Here is a 15,935-nt window from a genome sequence, read left to right as displayed (position 1 = left end):
AGGGCCGGCAGAAAGCGTCGCCGGTCATACGGTCGTGCATTGGTCTGCAGGACCGTTCCGCCGGTTCAGCCGGCTGTTCTTCTAACACTTACGTAGGAAGCGGTCTCGCCGGCCGCCAGATGGTTGGCGGCTGAATGGGCGGTCACAGACCCGTTAACGATTAGACCCAACCCTGCAGCTCGCGCAGCACCAGCTGCCGGATCACGTCCATGCCGGGCTCGCTGTCGTTCAGGCAGGGGATCGCGGCGAACTGCTCGCCGCCGGCATGCTTGAAGATCTCGGCGTTCTCCTGCGCGATCTCCTCCAACGTCTCCAGGCAGTCGGCGGAGAAGCCGGGCGTCACCACCGCGATACGCCGCACGCCGTCCTTCGCCAGCTTCTCGATGGTCTTGTCGGTGTAAGGCTGCAGCCACTCGTCATTGCCGAAGCGCGACTGGAAAGTGAGGATCAGCTTCGACGGATCGAGCCCCAGCCGCTTGCGCAGCGCGTTGGTGGTGGCGATGCACTGCGCCTCGTAGGGATCGCCCTTCTCGACATATTTCTTCGGCATGCCGTGGAAGGACGCGACGATCAACTCCGGCTGGAACGGCAATGTCGCCAGATGCGCATTGATCGAGACTGCCAGCGCCTCGATGTAATCGGGGTCGTCGTAGTAAGGCGGCGTCACCCGCAGGATCGGCTGCGCGCGCATCGCGGCCAGCACGCGAAACACCTCGTCGCAAACCGTCGCCGAGGTCGCGGCGGAATATTGCGGATAGAGCGGCACCACCAGCAGGCGGGTGCAGCCCTGTGCCGCCAGCGCGGCGATGCGCGCCTCGATCGAAGGATTGCCGTAGCGCATCGCCCAGTCGACCACGACGTGCTTGTGATCGGCGATATCGGCGGCCAGCTTCTCGGCCTGCGAGCGCGTGATGGTCTTCAGCGGCGATTCGTTGTTCGCGGTGTTCCAGATCTTCTGGTAGTCGCGCGCCTTGCGGCCGGGGCGGACGCGCAGGATGATGCCGTTGAGGATCAGCTTCCACAGCAGCCCCTGGTCCTCGATCACCCGCGGATCGGACAGGAATTCCTTGAGATAGACCCGCACGCCCGCGGCATCGGCCGTATCTGGCGTGCCGAGATTGACCAGCAAGACGCCGACACGCTCCGGCCTCGCTTCCGCGGCCGCTTTCGCGCTCTCGAAGGGAATGACCGTGCTCATGATGCTCAGGGCTTCGCGCGGTTGCGCAACCTTGTCAAGCCGCGTCCGGGTTGGTTAGGTTGGCTCCCAAAAATGAGGGGAACCATGACGGTTGCCGAATGGTGTGTGTTCGGGGCGGTACTGCTCTATCTGCTGACGCTCGCGGCGGCAAAATTGACGGCGATCCGCCGCTTCGACAATGCCAACCCGCGCGATCCCGCTTTCTTCCAGGATCCGGTTCGGGCGCGTGCGCTCGGCGCACACCAGAACGGCATCGAGACCTTTCCGTTTTTCGCATTCGCGGTGGTGCTCGCCGAATTCCGGCTCGGTTCGTTGCGGCTGATCGACGAACTCGCGGTGCTGTTCCTGATCGTGCGGATCGCCTACGTCTTCACCTATGTCGGTAACCGCCCGACGCTGCGCTCGATCCTCTGGAACATCGGCTTTGCGATCAATGTCGCCATCTTCTTCCTGCCGGCGATCAAGGGCTATCTGCCGGCTTGATCTAGAAGCACGTCACTCGCTCGGCGGCGACGTAGCCGAGCAAGAGCCCGATCCCGAACAGCAGCACCAGGCCGGCAGCACCGAATTCGAGGCCGCGCATGATCAGCATGCCGCCACCGTCGCGGGCCGCGCTCAGTCTCTCCGCCATGCCGCGCGCCGAGACGGCGACGATGGCGATCGCCGCCACCGTGATCGCGGTGCCGAGCCCCATCACGAAGGTCGCGGCGATGCCGGCCCAGAACAGGCCTTGCGCCAGCGCGAACACCAGCACCAGGATCGCGCCCGAGCAAGGCCGCAAGCCCACGGCAAAGATCGCGCCGAGACCGCGCTGCCAGCCGCCGGGACCAGCGAGCTGATCCGGCGTCGGGCCGTGTGAATGGCCGCAATGCTCGTCATGGACATGGTTCGCATCGTGCGCATGCGCATGGTCATGCCCGTGATCATGGTGGGCGTGATCGTGATGATCATGCGTGTCACGATGGTGATGATGGTCGTGGTGGTGATGATCGTGACCATGGTGATGATCATGGCCGTGATCATGCCGATGCCCGGCCACCGCCAGCGCCGGGCGCGGCACCTGCAGCGCGCGGATGAAGCCGCCGCCCTTGACCCAGACCAGCCGGGCCCCGAACGCCGCGATCAGGGCGTAGCTGGCGATCTCGATCGCCTTCTCCGCCCCGCACATGGTTTTCGCCGTGGCATTGAGCAGCCAGGCGCAGATGCCGACGACGATCACGGCGACCAGCGACTGCAGCAACGCCGAGGCGAACGACAGCACGATGCCGCGCCGCGCGGTCTCGCGGTTGGCGACGAGATAGGACGAGATCACCGCCTTGCCGTGACCGGGCCCGGCGGCATGGAATATCCCGTAGGCAAAGGAGATCGCGAGCAGCGTCCACACCGCCGAGCCGTCGGTCTTGGCGGCGCGGATGGTCGAGGAGATCTCCCGATAGAATTCGGACTGCTTTGCCAAGAGCCAGCCGACGATGCCGCCGGCCTGCGGCTCGGCGGCTGCACGCGGTGCGCCGAACGGATTCTGCGCCAGCACGGCATGCATGGCGCTGTCCAGCACGACCATGGCGGCCAGCACCGCAACGGACGCCGCAAGACCGCGAGCGAAGCGCGAGGACATCATCATGGGCAATCCACCACGATCTTGTTGGCGAACATGAGGCCAAATCCGCCGCCGTCGCCGCCGGCAAAATTCTGCTCGCCGAGCTTCTGCGCGGCGGCCGTGCCGTCGCCTGGCCGGATGAACTGCATCTTGCAGTCCGCCGGCACGCCGGTGAGTTTGATCGGATCCTTGTCGGCATATTTGAAGTCGATGAAGAAGCTCGGATCGAACACTTCGAGCGACAGCTGCTTGGCCTTGAACGGCGTCTTCGCCGGCAGGGTGAAGTGCAGGGTCAGCGCCGTATCCTTGTATTCGAGGTAGTAGTCGACCGGCTCGGAGAACTTCTGCTTCTTCCCGTCAGCCTTGGCGAAGGTGAAGTAGGCGAACTCCTTCAGCGACTCCACATTGGTCTGGGCCAGCGGCGCCAGCTCCTCGCGGGTGTAGACGCCCTTGGTCTTGGACTCCGTGCCCTGCAGCGCATAGGTCGCGAACATCTCGTCGAAGGTCCAGGCATGGCGGACACCGGTGACGGTCCCGTCGGGTGCGTAGATCACTTCGCTCTTGGCGGTGATCCAGACGTGCGGATGGGCCTCGGCCGCCACTGCGCCGAACACGAGGGCCGCGGCGATGCCGAGCAGGCCGAGCAGGCGGCGAACGACCGGCCGCACGTCAGGCGGCCTCTGACGTGTCGAGCAGACCGCGCCGGCGCAGCAGCGCGTCCGGCTCCGGCTCGCGGCCGCGGAAGGCGACATAGGCCTCCTCCGGATCGCGCGAGCCGCCCGAGGAATAGATGTCGTCGAGCAGCCGCTTGGCGGTGGCGGGATCGAAGATGTCGCCGGTCTCCTCGAAGGCGCCGAACGCGTCGGCGTCCATCACCTCCGACCACATGTAGCTGTAATAGCCGGAGGCATAGTGGTCGCCGGAGAAGATGTGGCCGAACTGGGTCGGCCGGTGCCGCAGCGAGATCTCCGCGGGCATCCCGATCTTCTCCAATTCCTTCTGCTCGAACGCCCGCACGTCGCGGCTGGCTGACGCCGGCTGGGTGTGGAATTCGAGATCGACCAGCGCCGAGGAGACGAACTCCACGGTGGCAAAGCCCTGGTTGAATTTGCGCGCGGCGAGGAAGCGCTTCAGCAGGTCGTCCGGCAGCGGCTCGCCGGTCTGGAAGTGTTTTGCGAAGCGCTGCAGCACCTGCGGCTGCTCCTGCCAGTGCTCGTAGAGCTGCGAGGGCAGCTCGACGAAGTCGGTGAACACAGAGGTCCCCGACAGCGAGGGATAGGTGACGTCAGACATCATGCCATGCAGGCCGTGGCCGAATTCGTGGAACAGGGTCCGCGCCTCGTCCGGCGACAGCAGCGAGGGCGCGCCGTCGGCACCCTTGGCAAAGTTGCAGACATTGATGACCAGGGGCGCAATCTCGCCGTCGAGCTTCTGCTGGTCGCGCAGCGAGGTCATCCAGGCGCCGGACCGTTTCGAGGGACGGTTGAAGTAGTCGCCATAGAACAGCGCCTTGTGCTTGCCGTCCCTAGCCTTGACCTCCCACACCCGGACATCCGGGTGCCAGACCGGCACGTCCTTGCGCTCTTCGAAGGTGACGCCGAACAGGCGGGTGGCGCAGTCGAAGGCCGCCTCGATCATGTGGTCGAGCACCAGATAAGGCTTGATCGCGGCGTCGTCGAAATTGGCCCGGCGCTGGCGGAGCTTCTCGGCGTAGTAGCGCCAGTCCCACGGCGCCAGGGTGAAATTGCCGCCTTCTTCTGCGATCAGCGCCTGCAGCGCGCCGCGGTCGGCGAGCGCGCGAGCCCGTGCCGGCTTCCAGACCCGCTCCAGCAGGCCGCGCACGGCCTCCGGCGTCTTCGCCATGGAATCTTCCAGGCGATAGGCGGCGTAGGTCGGGAAGCCGAGGATTTTTGCGCTCTCCTCGCGGAGCTTAAGAATCTCGACGATGGTCTCGTTGTTGTCGTTGGCGTTGCCATTGTCGCCGCGGGCGGTGAAGGCCTTGTAGACCTTCTCGCGCAGGTCACGCCGGGCCGAGCTCTGCAGGAACGGCTCGGTCGAGGAGCGCGACAGCGTCACGATCGCCTTGCCGGCCATACCGCGCTCTTCCGCCGCAGCCTTGGCGGCCGCCACAAATGTGTCTGATAGCCCGGCGCGGTCGTCCTCACCGAGCTCCATCGACCATTCCTGCTCGTCGCCGAGCAGATGGTGGCTGAAGGAGGTGCCGAGGTGGGCGAGCCGCTCGTTGATCTCGGCCATCCGTGTTTTTGCGGACTCGTCGAGGCCGGCGCCGGCGCGATGGAAGCGGGTGTAGCTCCGCTCCAGCAGCCGCTTCTCCTCAGCGGTGAGGCCGAGCTCGGCGCGCTTCTCGTGCAGCATGGCGATGCGGCCAAACAGCACAGCGTTCATCATGATCGGATTCCAGTGCCGCGCCATCCGCAGCGACACTTCCTTGTCGATCTCCAGGATCGCCGGGTTGGAGTGCGCCGAGACCAGGTCGTAGAACACGGCCGCGACCCTGGAGAGCAGCTTGCCGGAGCGCTCCAGCGCGGTGATGGTGTTGGCGAAGTCCGGCAGCGCCGGATCATGGGTGATCGCGGCGATTTCGGCGGCATGGTCGGCAAAGGCCTGCTCGAAGGCGGGCAGGAAATGCTCCGGCTGGATCTCTGAAAAAGGCGGCGTCTCGAACGGCGTCTGCCACGGCTGAAGGAGCGGATTGGGCTTCGCCGGTGCGCTGGTTTCTGACATCAGATTTCCCGTATTTCGCCTCAAAAATGAGGGTCCATCTATATCATGCCGTACGGCATTTTTGGGCCTTTTGCGCTTGATAGATGGGCACTTTTCGGAGAGATTGCGGCCCCTGAACAGGACCCTATCTTATGAGCATGCAGCCCTCCACCACAGGCAAGAGCGAGATCATCTGGCCGAGCGTCATCACCGTGATCTCAGCGGCGATCCTGATCGGCGCCGAGGTGTTCGGCGCGGCCTTCGCCGGCGGCTGGGCGCTCGCGATTCTGCTCGGGCTCGACGACACCGCCGCGCACATCTTGCAGGCCGTGCTGTTCGGCATCGGTGTGCTGATCATGATCGCCTTCATCCGCGCTGCGCAGCGCGTCGAGCCGTTCACGCGCCGCGCGTGATTCAAGAAAGCGCTGCGGCACAGCGCTAAAACGCACACGCTTCGTTAGGCAATCTTAACAGCCGTTCATACTCGGCACGCGCGAGAGCGGGCCGCGCGCGAGATCGCAAGCTCGCGTTAGGGAAATTTATCCCCACGCTAAAAAAATTCTTGCGAAGCAGAGTCAAAAGACTTATTTCCTCGCTTGCCCAATTTCGCACGTGCCTGTGGTCGTGTGTCAGTCGGTAGGTATCCGGACAAGAGGCCGGACAGCCGCCAAGGGGTGGAAGAACCGAGGGTCGCTACCGTCCGTCAGGACACAAGAAGCGGCCAGCATCTCTCTCCAGGGATGCCGTTGAAGGTCTCACCACCATTTGCAACCGTGACTGGCAGCCGGAGGCGAACCGGCGCACCCCGCTCTCAACGGGGGACGCGACTTAAAGCAACGACGGATCGGGCTTTTTTGGTCTCTACCGGCAGTCCAAAGCCGGCGCGGGCTACTGAAAAGGCTTGTCCTTCATTGCCAGGTGTGCGGGCGGGAAACTCTCCCAACCAATCCACGGCAGCACAGTCTGGTTTGAGTCTTTTGGCTCCGTTGCGCCTCCATCGCGCGATGTGGCCGGAGCGCTCTTATCCGACGTCACGTTGATGCGGTTCCGTCGCTGGGGCCGCTGGAGAGTGCCATGACTGAACGTATCCAGGAATTCCTGCGCAACCGCCGCAGCGAGGGTCTCGACACCGAGCCGTGCCTCGTCGTCGACCTCGAAGTCGTGCGCGACAACTACCAGACCTTCGCGAAGGCGCTTCCCGACAGCCGCGTGTTCTACGCGGTGAAGGCGAACCCGGCGCCCGAAGTGCTGGCGCTGCTCGCCTCCATGGGCTCCTGCTTCGACACCGCGACCGTCGCCGAGATCGAGATGGCGCTGGCCGCCGGTGCGACGCCGGACCGCATCTCCTTTGGCAACACGATCAAGAAGGAGCGCGACATCGCGCGCGCCTTCGCGCTCGGCATTCGGCTGTTCGCGGTCGACTGCGCCGCCGAGGTCGAGAAGATCGCCCGCGCCGCTCCCGGCGCCAAGGTGTTCTGCCGCATCCTCTATGATTGCGCCGGCGCCGAGTGGCCGCTGTCGCGCAAATTCGGCTGCGACCCGGAGATGGCGGTCGAGGTGCTCGACCTCGCCAAGCGTCTGGGCCTGGAGCCGTGCGGCATCTCGTTCCATGTCGGCTCGCAGCAGCGCAAGGTGAAGGCGTGGGACCGTGCGCTCGCGATGGCGTCGACCGTGTTCCGTGACTGCGCCGAGCGCGGGATCAGCCTGACCATGGTCAACATGGGCGGCGGCTTCCCGACCAGGTACCTGAAGGACGTTCCTCCGGTCGTGCAGTACGGCCGGTCGATCTTCCGTGCGCTACGCAAGCATTTCGGCAACCAGATCCCGGAAACGATCATCGAGCCGGGCCGCGGCATGGTCGGCAATGCCGGCATCATCGAGACCGAAGTCGTTCTGATCTCCAAGAAGAGCGACGAGGACGAGGTGCGCTGGGTGTATCTCGACATCGGCAAGTTCGGCGGCCTCGCCGAGACGATGGACGAGTCGATCCGCTACGCCATCCGCACCCCGCATGACGGTGCGGACATGACGCCGTGCGTGCTCGCAGGTCCCACCTGCGACAGCGCGGACGTGCTGTACGAGAAGCTGCCGTATCCGCTTCCGGTGACGCTCGAGATCGGCGACAAGCTGCTGATCGAAGGCACCGGCGCCTATACGTCGACCTACTCGTCGGTGGCGTTCAACGGCATCCCGCCGCTGCGGACCTACCACATCTGACGCCTCTTCCAGAGGTCTGACGAACCGGGAGTCGGGCAACCGGCTCTCTCCCTGACATTGCTGTTTTTCTGACAACGCTTGCCGTGGCGTCTCATCACGCCGTGGCAAGTGGGGACTGACGTGCCATGACTGCAAAACGGAACACCGCCGTTGCCATCATTCGAAATGCCGCTCCGTTCGCGATCCGTGCGGAGCGGGCTTCGGACGTCGTCGCGCGCGAAGCGCTGCTGGATGCCTGCTTTGGCGACAACCGCCATACGCGCACCTGCCAGCGCCTGCGCGATGGACGCGCGCCCGCCGCAGGCCTGAGCCTGTCGGCGGTGCGCCAGGACGGCCGGCTGGTTGGAACCGTGCGGTTGTGGCACGTCAGCGCGGGGGGCCGCGACGCACTGATGCTGGGGCCGCTGGCGGTGGACCACACCTGCCGCGGCCTCGGCGTCGGTGCCGCCCTCATGCAGCGGGCGATCGAGATCGCGCGCACCCGCGGCCATGGCGCCGTGATCCTGCTCGGCGATGCGCCCTACTACATCAGGTACGGCTTCTCTGCCGCCGGGATGGGCGAGCTGTCGCTGCCCGGCGCGTTCGAGCGCGAGCGCCTGCTCGGCCTCGAACTGAAGGCGGGCGCGCTCGACGGCGCCTGGGGCATGATCGTCCCGACCGGCGCCCCGCTGCCCAAGACGAAGGCAGCGCGCACCCGGAAGGCACCGCTCGCCGTGCCGCACGCAGCATAGCGAGCATCGCCATGTCCGAGCACCTTGCCGAGACCGACGACGTCGCGCGCCCGCGTCTGCGCAGCGTCATCACCACGATCATGCTGGTGCTGATCTCCGTCATGATCGTCAGGGACATCCTGGTGCGGCGCTGGGCCGGCTCCCCGCCCGCGCCGCCCGATACGACCCAGCAGTCCCGCTAACGCCGATTCGAGGGTTGCGCGGGACGGCAAAATGCCCCTAAACCGCGCTCAATTCCCCTTCAGTCGAGAATCCAGAACCATGTCCCGTCGCCTGATTTCAACCGGCTCGCCGTTCGAGAAAACTGCCGGCTACAGCCGCGCCGTGATCGACGGCGACTTCGCCTTCGTCGCCGGAACCACCGGTTATGACTACACGACGATGACCATGCCTGATGATGTCACGAGCCAGTCACGGAACTGCTTCAAGACCATCGAGGCGGCTCTCAACGAGGGCGGCTTCGCGATGGCCGACATCGTCCGCGCGACCTACTACCTCGCCGACGTCAAGGACGCCGAGGCCCATTTCGCCGTCTGCGGCGAGGTGCTCGGCGAGATCCGCCCGGCGGCCACGCTGCTGATCGTCGCGGGACTCTACAAGCCCGAGATGAAGGTCGAGATCGAAGTCACCGCCAAGCGCCGTACCTGATTCAACACCAACGACCAAGCTGCTTCTCTGGAGATAATGATGTCCGCGCAGATCTACGCGAAAATTACCGGCCCGATCGTCATGGTCGGCTTCGGCTCGATCGGCAAAGGCACGCTGCCTTTGATCGAGCGGCATCTCGATTACGACAAGTCGCGCGTCACCGTGATCGATCCCAAGGACGAGGGCCGCAAGGCGCATTGCGAGAAGCACAATGTGCGCTTCATCCAGAAGGCCGTGACCAGGGACAATTATCGGGAGTTGCTGACCCCGTTGCTGACCGAAGGCGGCGGCCAGGGCTTTTGCGTCAATCTCTCGGTCGATACCGGCTCGACCGACATCATGGAGCTCTGCAACGAGCTCGGCGCCCTCTACATCGACACCGTCAACGAGCCCTGGCTCGGCTTCTATTTCGATTCGACCAAGGGCCCGGAAGCGCGCTCCAACTACGCGCTGCGCGAAGTGACGCTGGCCGCCAAGAAGGCGCGCCCGGCGGGCTCGACCACTGCCGTATCCTGCTGCGGCGCCAATCCCGGGATGGTCTCGTTTTTCGTCAAGCAGGCGCTGCTCAATGTCGCCGCCGATCTGAAGCTCAATGCCCCGAAGCCCAAGACCAAGGCTGAATGGGCCGACCTGATGCGACAGGCCGGCGTCAAGGGCATCCATATCGCCGAGCGCGACACCCAGCGCTCCAAGAAGCCGAAGGAGCCGGATGTCTTCGTCAACACCTGGTCGGTGGAAGGCTTCCTGTCGGAAGGCGTGCAGCCGTCCGAACTCGGCTGGGGCACCCATGAAAAATGGATGCCCGAGAATGCACGCACCCACGAAGCCGGCTGCGGCGCGGCGATCTATCTGATGCAGCCCGGCGCCAACACGCGCGTGCGCACGTGGTGCCCGACCCGCGGCGCGCAGTACGGCTTCCTCGTCACCCACAATGAGTCGATCTCGATCTCCGATTACTTCACGGCGCGCGACGCTTCGGGCAAGGTGATCTATCGGCCGACCTGCCACTATGCCTATCATCCGGCCGACGATGCCGTGCTGTCGCTGCATGAGATGTTCGGCCGCGCTGCCAAGATGCAGGAGAAGCACCACATCCTCGACGAGAACGAGATCGTCGACGGCATCGACGAACTCGGCGTGCTCTTGTTCGGCCATGACAACAACGCCTACTGGTACGGCTCGCAGCTTTCGATCGAGGAGACCCGCGCACTCGCGCCCTATCAGAACGCCACCGGCCTGCAGGTGACGTCCGCCGTGCTCGGCGGCATGGTGTGGGCGCTGGAGAACCCGAACGAGGGCATCGTCGAAGCCGACGAGATGGATTTCGATCGTCTCTTGGAAATCCAGCTGCCCTATCTCGGCCCGGTGAAGGGCTTTTATACCGACTGGACGCCGCTTACGGATCGTCCAGGACTGTTCCCCGAGGATATCGATACGAGCGATCCCTGGCAGTTCCGGAATATTCTGGTGCGCTGACCGGCCGCGCTCGCGTCCGGAGCCGCCGGCCCCAGCCATCGCAATCCACAGCCCGGGATAATGGCGATGATGACGAGCGTGTCGTCATCGCGTTATCCTTACCCTGGGGTGGTGATCGGTCGGGGCGCGACATGAAGCATGCGTTACTTCTCAATCCCTTCAGTTTGAGCCAGGAGGCCGGCGCGCCGGCGCCGCCCCGGGCCGCCAACCGCCAGACCTCCCGATCGACGCCGGTCTGCTCGGCCTGCGGGACCGACGACATCATCACCCATGCGACCGCGCAGTGGAGCAACGAATCGCAGGAGTGGGTGCTGGCCTCGACCTTCGGCCGGCCGGCGCACTGCAATCAGTGCAACGGCGCTTGCGAGATCACCTGGCTGCCGCTGTGGTGACAGCGCGGGAGCGCACGGCTCCTGCCTTGCGTCTGCAATAAAATCGAAAAACAACCCCATGCAAAGTAGCCGTCAAGGGGTCAGCAATCTACTATTTTTCCGAATTTGACTTGACGCGTCGGGCAAATCAGGGGCAAGATGCCATCGTCGCACTGATCGGGTAATCGCCCTCGATCCATCACAAGGCCCGACTTCGCGCCGGGCTTTTTCGTTTTTGGACCTCCTCCACAACGTCAATGGACGGCGTGAAATTGGAACTCGCGGAGCGTCCCGAGAGGATCTTCAACGGAGAGAGTCGCGGTCGTCCCGTCTTCAACGATCATCATTCGCGGCGTGGGCTCCTTGTACCAGTGAATCGAGTTCGTGACGCTCCGCGACACGCCAGGCCATTTCACGCCGACCATATCGCGCTCAAGCAAGCGTTCGCCGGACTTGCTGAAGACAACGAGCTGGTAGGGATTCCAAAGCATGACGTTGGAGATGCCTACGACGTAGTTTGAATCCGGCGAAATCCAGATGTACGTCAGCGCGGGCACGGGACGGCGAAACAGTTCTGCGCCCGTCGCCTTGTCGCGCAACCGCAGATACGAATAGTCGTTGTCGGCGGTAAATGGGTCTTTAGCCGTCGAGATCATCTTCCATCGCGCGGCGTGGCTTGCGCCGCTCCAATCGTGATGATGCTCGGCGCGCAAGCCGCCGACTTCAGTCGATAAATCGACTACCTTGCTGTAGCCGATCACGTCAGCATGCGCCGGCCCGATCGCCGCAACCGACAGCCAGAGTGCGATATGCAAGATAACCGAGAGCGAGCGCTTCGATAGAGGCATGTCTCCACAAGGCTCGCGCCGTCACTTCGCCATGTAGTCGAACGCCACGCTGCCGAGCCCCAGCGTCAGGTCCGCCCTGAAATGCAGTGCGGAGACCACCTCGCGGACCGGCAGGCGGGCGACGTCGCAGAGCGCGTGGGGGAACAGGCCGAGCGCGGCGGGGCCGGTCCAGGCTTCCTTCAGCGTGATGTCCTCGAGATGGAAGCGCACCAGCTCGCAGATCCGAGGGCTGCCGTCGACATGCGGAATGATCTTCAGGATGAAGTTTGGCGCCGTCATCGACTGCAGCACCACGTCGTGGTCGACCTTGCGGTGCTTGTAGCCCATCGTCGCCGAGGCGCAGAGCACCGAGCCGTAATGCAGCGAGCCGACCAGCACGTCGCTCTCGACCTCGATTTTCGGCCGCGCCAGCTTCTTCGGAAAGCCCCACAGCTCGCGGCCGCCGGCGATCGGTCCCTCGTCGTCGAGATACATCGCGTGGGTGTAGGCGCCGAGCTCACCCTTGAAGCGGACCGGGATCACCTGCCCGGTCTCGGTGTAGTCGCCGAAGCCGGTCGAGTCGGGCATGCGGATGAATTCGTACTTCACCACCGGCTCCGCCACCTCCAGCGGCTCCGGCACGAGGGCAGCGAGCGCCTCGGGATCGGTCTTGTAGGTGATGATGAAATATTCGCGGTTGAAGAATCGGTAGGGGCCCGGCGGGAATGACGGGTTGTTGAGCGGCATCGAATAGGCGTTGCGGCGGACGTCCTCGATTTTCATGGCGAACCCCATTTATCGTTCGGTGACGTCAGATTATGGGGCGGATGGAACCGGGAGGCGAGAGCGTAAATTCGGCACCGCTGTCACATGCACGTCAGGCGGCTGCACGTCAGGCGGCGCGCTACTTCTGCTTGATCGGCGGCGCGGTCTTTTCGGCCGGCGCCGGCGGCAGCACCGGCTGGGCGCCGGCCTTCTGCGCATCGGCATCGGGCCGCGCGGGCTCCGGCGCCGGCGTGGTCGGACGATCGCCGCCGGGTCTGGATTCCGCCGGCGTCGGACTCGACTGCGGCGACGGCGTGCCCTGCAGCGGCTGGGTGGCCTGTGCGATATGCTGCGGCGGCGTCGCGTTGATCGCGTTCACTGCGAGGCCACCGATGGCGAAGCCGGTCACCACCAGGGCGGAGGCGATCAGCAGATCCTTCCGCAGGGTTCGTTCCATCGGGTTCGCAGCCATCTCGTCCATCCGCGCTTTCGTTCGCGGAATCAACGATCCTGCCATCCCATCGTTCCCGGACATCACGCCGCGGGAACCGGGCTCAGTCAGTCGTGCTGACCTCCCACGTCGCATGGCGTACGCCGGGCTGACGCTGAAATTCGACGACCACGGCGTTCAACTCGTTCGGATCGATCGCGGTACTGACCAGCGTCGCGACGATCTCCAGAATGTCATCGCCGATCTCGACCACGTTGACGTCAGCCACCGGATATTTCGCGGCTTCCAGCTTCTCCACCAGACGGTCGCGCATGTCGGGCAAGGCTTCGGTGGTGACGGTGAGCTTGAAATAGTAGGTCGCCTCCGAGGCCTTCTCGTCCAGCGGAATGCGGTTGATGGCGTTGACCAGCGGACGCAGCAGCGTGTTGCCCGCCAGCACGAACAACGTGAGCGCCACCGCCTGCGCCACCATATCGGCGCCGGCGCAGGAGCCGACGGCGGCGGAGGCCCACAAGGTCGCAGCGGTGTTCAACCCGCGGACGTCCATGCCCTGCTTCATGATGACACCGGCGCCGAGGAAGCCGATGCCTGAGACGACGTAGGCAATCACCCGCACCGCGCCATCGGCGCCGGCCAGGTGCATCGACAGGTCGACGAAGGCGGCGGCACCGACCGCGACCAGCACGTTGGTGCGTAGCCCCGCGGTGCGTTGGCGATATTGCCGCTCGGCGCCGATCAGCGTGCCGAGCACGAAGGCTGTGGCCAGGCTGACCAGCGTGTCGATGAAGTCGGCGGTCTGGAATGTCGTCAGGAATCGCATGGCGCTGTACCGAATGGACGCGGCGATCTCTTACATTTCCAGAATGCCGCCGTCACCATCTTCCGTGCCGAAGGCGAGCAGCGTGCCCTTGGCGTTCCAGCCGAGCGCCGTCACCGGCGCGCCGGCATTCTTGCGCACCAGGATCTCGGCGCCGTCGTCGAGGCGGATCATCAGCACCGTGCCGTCGCCATAGCCGGCGACCATGATGTCGCTCTTCGGATGACAGGCGACGACCGACACGCGCGCCGGCAGCGGCGCCAACATCGCGGGCTCCTTGCCCATCGGCCCGTCCTTGCTGGCAAACGGCCAGACGATCACGGTATCGGCGCCCGAGGTCGCGAGCCCCTTGCCGCCCGCGCTCCATGACATCGAGCGGACGCGGCCGGGATAGCCGCTCATCCGCATGTGGCGGTTATCAGCGAGCCGCCAGCCATGCATCGCCGGCTCGTGCATCGCGGTGACCAGGAATTTGTTGTCCGGACTGAAGGTGACGGCGAGGTGTGAGCCGGCCCATTCCAGAAATTCCGGATTGGCGGCCATGTTGGGAAACCACAGCGTCACGCCGCCGTAATGCGCGACCGCGAGCCGCAACCCCTTCGGCGCAAACGCCAGCCCGCCGACGGTCGACGGCACCTCGAACGTCTTGGCATCGCCTTTCGCACCTTGCACGAACGCGGTCTTGCCGGCCGACCACGCCACGGTGCCGTCGGTATGGAGCGCGACATTGTCGATCCAGCGCCGCTTGGCGTCGGTCGCCAGCGTCATCGTCTCGCCCTTGGCGTCGAGCGCGAGCAGCTTGCCGTCGTCACCGCCGGTGACGATGCGCTTGCCGTCCGAGGCCGCGCACAGGATCGCGCCGAAATGCACCGGCGCCTGCGTCACCTCGCCGTCAGCGGTCGCGATTGCAATGTTTTCCTCGGCGCCGACGAAGTGCGCGCGGTCGCCGAGGAAATGCACCGAACTGACGGCTCCGCCAAGCGCCAGCGGCTTGACGCGGTCGGTGATGGATACGATGGAGGGCGCCCCGCCCGGATCGAACTCTTTCATCACGCGGGAATGCAGGCTTCGAAGCCGTCGCGGATCTGCTGTTCCGGCAGATCGCGACCGATGAAGACGACGCGGCTTTCGCGCTTCTCGCCGTCTTTCCATTTCCGCTGGTGATCGCCCTCGAGCATCATGTGGACGCCCTGGAACACGTAACGGTCGTCATCGCCGGCGAAGGCGAGGATGCCCTTGGAGCGCAGGATCTTCTGTCCCTCGCTCTGGACGAGATTCTGCAGCCACGGCATGAACAGGCTCGGGTCGAGCGGCTTGTCCGAGCGCAGCGACAGCGACTGCATCTCCTCGTCGTGATAGTGCTTCAGTCCACCATGGCCGTGATCATGGTGGTGATGATGGTCGTGGCCGTGGTGATGATCATGGTCATGATCATCGGCCTCCAGGAAGGCCGGCTCGATTTCGAGGATGCGATCGAGATCGAACGCGCCGCGCTCCAGCACGTCGGTGATGCCGACCTGGCAGCGTTCGGTGCGATGCAGCTTTGCATAGGGATTGATGCCGCGGATCCGCGCCTCGACCTCGGCGAGTTCGGGCTTGGTGACCAGGTCGGTCTTGTTCAGCACGATGACGTCGGCGAAGGCGATCTGGTTCTTGGCCTCCGGCGCATCCTTCAGGCGGTCGCTCAGCCACTTCGCATCGGCAACAGTCACGACCGCATCGAGCCGGGCGTTCTTCTGCACGTCTTCGTCGACGAAGAAGGTCTGCGCCACCGGCGCCGGATCGGCGAGGCCCGTGGTCTCGACGATGATGGCGTCGAACTTGCCCTTACGCTTCATCAGGCCGTCCATGATGCGGACGAGGTCGCCGCGCACCGTGCAGCAGACGCAGCCATTGTTCATCTCGAAGACTTCTTCATCGGCGCCGATGATCAGGTCATTGTCGATGCCGATCTCGCCGAATTCGTTGACGATGACGGCGTATTTCTTGCCGTGGTTTTCCGACAGGATACGGTTCAAGAGCGTGGTCTTGCCGGCGCCGAGATAGCCCGTCAGCACGGTCACAGGAATTTTTTGCGATGCTTCAGCCATAACAACTCCGAAAGGAACTTTTT

General features: G+C 64.6%; 18 protein-coding genes. 8 read left to right on the top strand and 10 right to left on the bottom strand.

The genetic code is table 11. The features are described 5' to 3' along the window. Positions 1 to 160: 160 nt before the first annotated feature. The gene (hemH, locus tag JQ604_RS22660; RefSeq protein ID WP_212361964.1) at positions 161 to 1,198 is read right to left on the bottom strand and encodes a ferrochelatase; all 1,038 of its coding nucleotides are present in this window, start codon (positions 1,196 to 1,198) and stop codon (positions 161 to 163) included. 84 nt (positions 1,199 to 1,282) lie between these two features. Here hemH and JQ604_RS22655 point away from each other — a divergent pair, with 84 nt between their 5' ends. Further along, entirely contained in the window at positions 1,283 to 1,681 is a 399-nt protein-coding gene (locus JQ604_RS22655; protein WP_212361960.1) for an MAPEG family protein, read from the top strand. 1 nt (position 1,682) lies between these two features. Here JQ604_RS22655 and JQ604_RS22650 read toward each other — a convergent pair whose 3' ends face one another. Genes JQ604_RS22650 through JQ604_RS22640 form a run of 3 tightly spaced genes read right to left on the bottom strand, consistent with a single transcriptional unit; the run spans position 1,683 to position 5,540 of the window. Beyond that, positions 1,683 to 2,813: a nickel/cobalt transporter gene (locus JQ604_RS22650; RefSeq protein WP_433996275.1), complete on the bottom strand. Its 1,131-nt coding sequence runs from the start codon at positions 2,811 to 2,813 to the stop codon at positions 1,683 to 1,685. 2 nt (positions 2,814 to 2,815) lie between these two features. Beyond that, positions 2,816 to 3,463: a DUF1007 family protein gene (locus JQ604_RS22645; RefSeq protein ID WP_349631130.1), complete on the bottom strand. Its 648-nt coding sequence runs from the start codon at positions 3,461 to 3,463 to the stop codon at positions 2,816 to 2,818. Position 3,464: 1 nt separating this feature from the next. Then, on the bottom strand, positions 3,465 to 5,540 hold the full coding sequence (locus tag JQ604_RS22640) for a M3 family metallopeptidase (protein WP_212361954.1): 2,076 nt from the start codon (positions 5,538 to 5,540) through the stop codon (positions 3,465 to 3,467). A gap of 131 nt (positions 5,541 to 5,671) precedes the next feature. On the opposite strand from JQ604_RS22640, the gene JQ604_RS22635 reads away from it, so the two are divergent. The 7 genes from JQ604_RS22635 (at position 5,672) to JQ604_RS22605 (ending at position 10,983) form a co-directional block, all read left to right on the top strand. Continuing rightward, entirely contained in the window at positions 5,672 to 5,932 is a 261-nt protein-coding gene (locus JQ604_RS22635; protein WP_212361951.1) for a hypothetical protein, read from the top strand. Positions 5,933 to 6,593: 661 nt separating this feature from the next. Then, positions 6,594 to 7,736 (top strand): type III PLP-dependent enzyme, encoded by a 1,143-nt coding sequence (locus tag JQ604_RS22630; protein WP_212361946.1) that lies wholly within the window; start codon positions 6,594 to 6,596, stop codon positions 7,734 to 7,736. A gap of 125 nt (positions 7,737 to 7,861) precedes the next feature. Further along, positions 7,862 to 8,467: a GNAT family N-acetyltransferase gene (locus JQ604_RS22625; protein ID WP_212361941.1), complete on the top strand. Its 606-nt coding sequence runs from the start codon at positions 7,862 to 7,864 to the stop codon at positions 8,465 to 8,467. A gap of 11 nt (positions 8,468 to 8,478) precedes the next feature. After that, positions 8,479 to 8,649 carry a hypothetical protein gene (locus JQ604_RS22620; protein ID WP_212361937.1) on the top strand — a complete coding sequence of 57 codons (171 nt, stop codon included), beginning with the start codon at positions 8,479 to 8,481 and terminating at the stop codon, positions 8,647 to 8,649. 79 nt (positions 8,650 to 8,728) lie between these two features. Next, the gene (locus JQ604_RS22615) at positions 8,729 to 9,115 is read left to right on the top strand and encodes a RidA family protein (protein ID WP_212361934.1); all 387 of its coding nucleotides are present in this window, start codon (positions 8,729 to 8,731) and stop codon (positions 9,113 to 9,115) included. A 39-nt stretch (positions 9,116 to 9,154) separates the two neighbouring features. Then, the gene (locus tag JQ604_RS22610; protein ID WP_212361931.1) at positions 9,155 to 10,591 is read left to right on the top strand and encodes a homospermidine synthase; all 1,437 of its coding nucleotides are present in this window, start codon (positions 9,155 to 9,157) and stop codon (positions 10,589 to 10,591) included. A gap of 131 nt (positions 10,592 to 10,722) precedes the next feature. Then, complete coding sequence (locus tag JQ604_RS22605; RefSeq protein WP_212361927.1) at positions 10,723 to 10,983, top strand: hypothetical protein; 261 nt, start codon at positions 10,723 to 10,725, stop codon at positions 10,981 to 10,983. Between the two features lie 233 nt (positions 10,984 to 11,216). Here the strand turns inward: JQ604_RS22605 and JQ604_RS22600 are convergent, their stop codons facing one another. From JQ604_RS22600 to JQ604_RS22575, 6 genes are all read right to left on the bottom strand, one after another. Further along, positions 11,217 to 11,810 (bottom strand): hypothetical protein, encoded by a 594-nt coding sequence (locus tag JQ604_RS22600; RefSeq protein ID WP_212361923.1) that lies wholly within the window; start codon positions 11,808 to 11,810, stop codon positions 11,217 to 11,219. A gap of 21 nt (positions 11,811 to 11,831) precedes the next feature. Continuing rightward, positions 11,832 to 12,572: an acetoacetate decarboxylase gene (locus JQ604_RS22595; RefSeq protein WP_212361919.1), complete on the bottom strand. Its 741-nt coding sequence runs from the start codon at positions 12,570 to 12,572 to the stop codon at positions 11,832 to 11,834. Between the two features lie 121 nt (positions 12,573 to 12,693). Next, on the bottom strand, positions 12,694 to 13,071 hold the full coding sequence (locus tag JQ604_RS22590; protein WP_249158562.1) for a hypothetical protein: 378 nt from the start codon (positions 13,069 to 13,071) through the stop codon (positions 12,694 to 12,696). Positions 13,072 to 13,108: 37 nt separating this feature from the next. Beyond that, positions 13,109 to 13,825, bottom strand: coding sequence for an MgtC/SapB family protein (locus JQ604_RS22585; protein WP_212361916.1), 717 nt, complete (start codon positions 13,823 to 13,825; stop codon positions 13,109 to 13,111). Between the two features lie 30 nt (positions 13,826 to 13,855). Next, positions 13,856 to 14,872, bottom strand: a complete 1,017-nt coding sequence (locus tag JQ604_RS22580; RefSeq protein WP_212361913.1) for a WD40 repeat domain-containing protein — start codon at positions 14,870 to 14,872, stop codon at positions 13,856 to 13,858. After that, complete coding sequence (locus tag JQ604_RS22575; RefSeq protein ID WP_212361910.1) at positions 14,872 to 15,912, bottom strand: CobW family GTP-binding protein; 1,041 nt, start codon at positions 15,910 to 15,912, stop codon at positions 14,872 to 14,874. Before JQ604_RS22575 ends, JQ604_RS22580 begins: the two co-directional genes overlap by 1 nt. Positions 15,913 to 15,935: the final 23 nt, after the last annotated feature.

The sequence above is a fragment of the Bradyrhizobium jicamae genome (assembly GCF_018130695.1).
Lineage (GTDB): Bacteria > Pseudomonadota > Alphaproteobacteria > Rhizobiales > Xanthobacteraceae > Bradyrhizobium > Bradyrhizobium jicamae_B.
The sequence above is the reverse complement of the archived record's forward strand: the minus strand, read 5'-3'. Positions and strand labels throughout refer to the sequence as shown.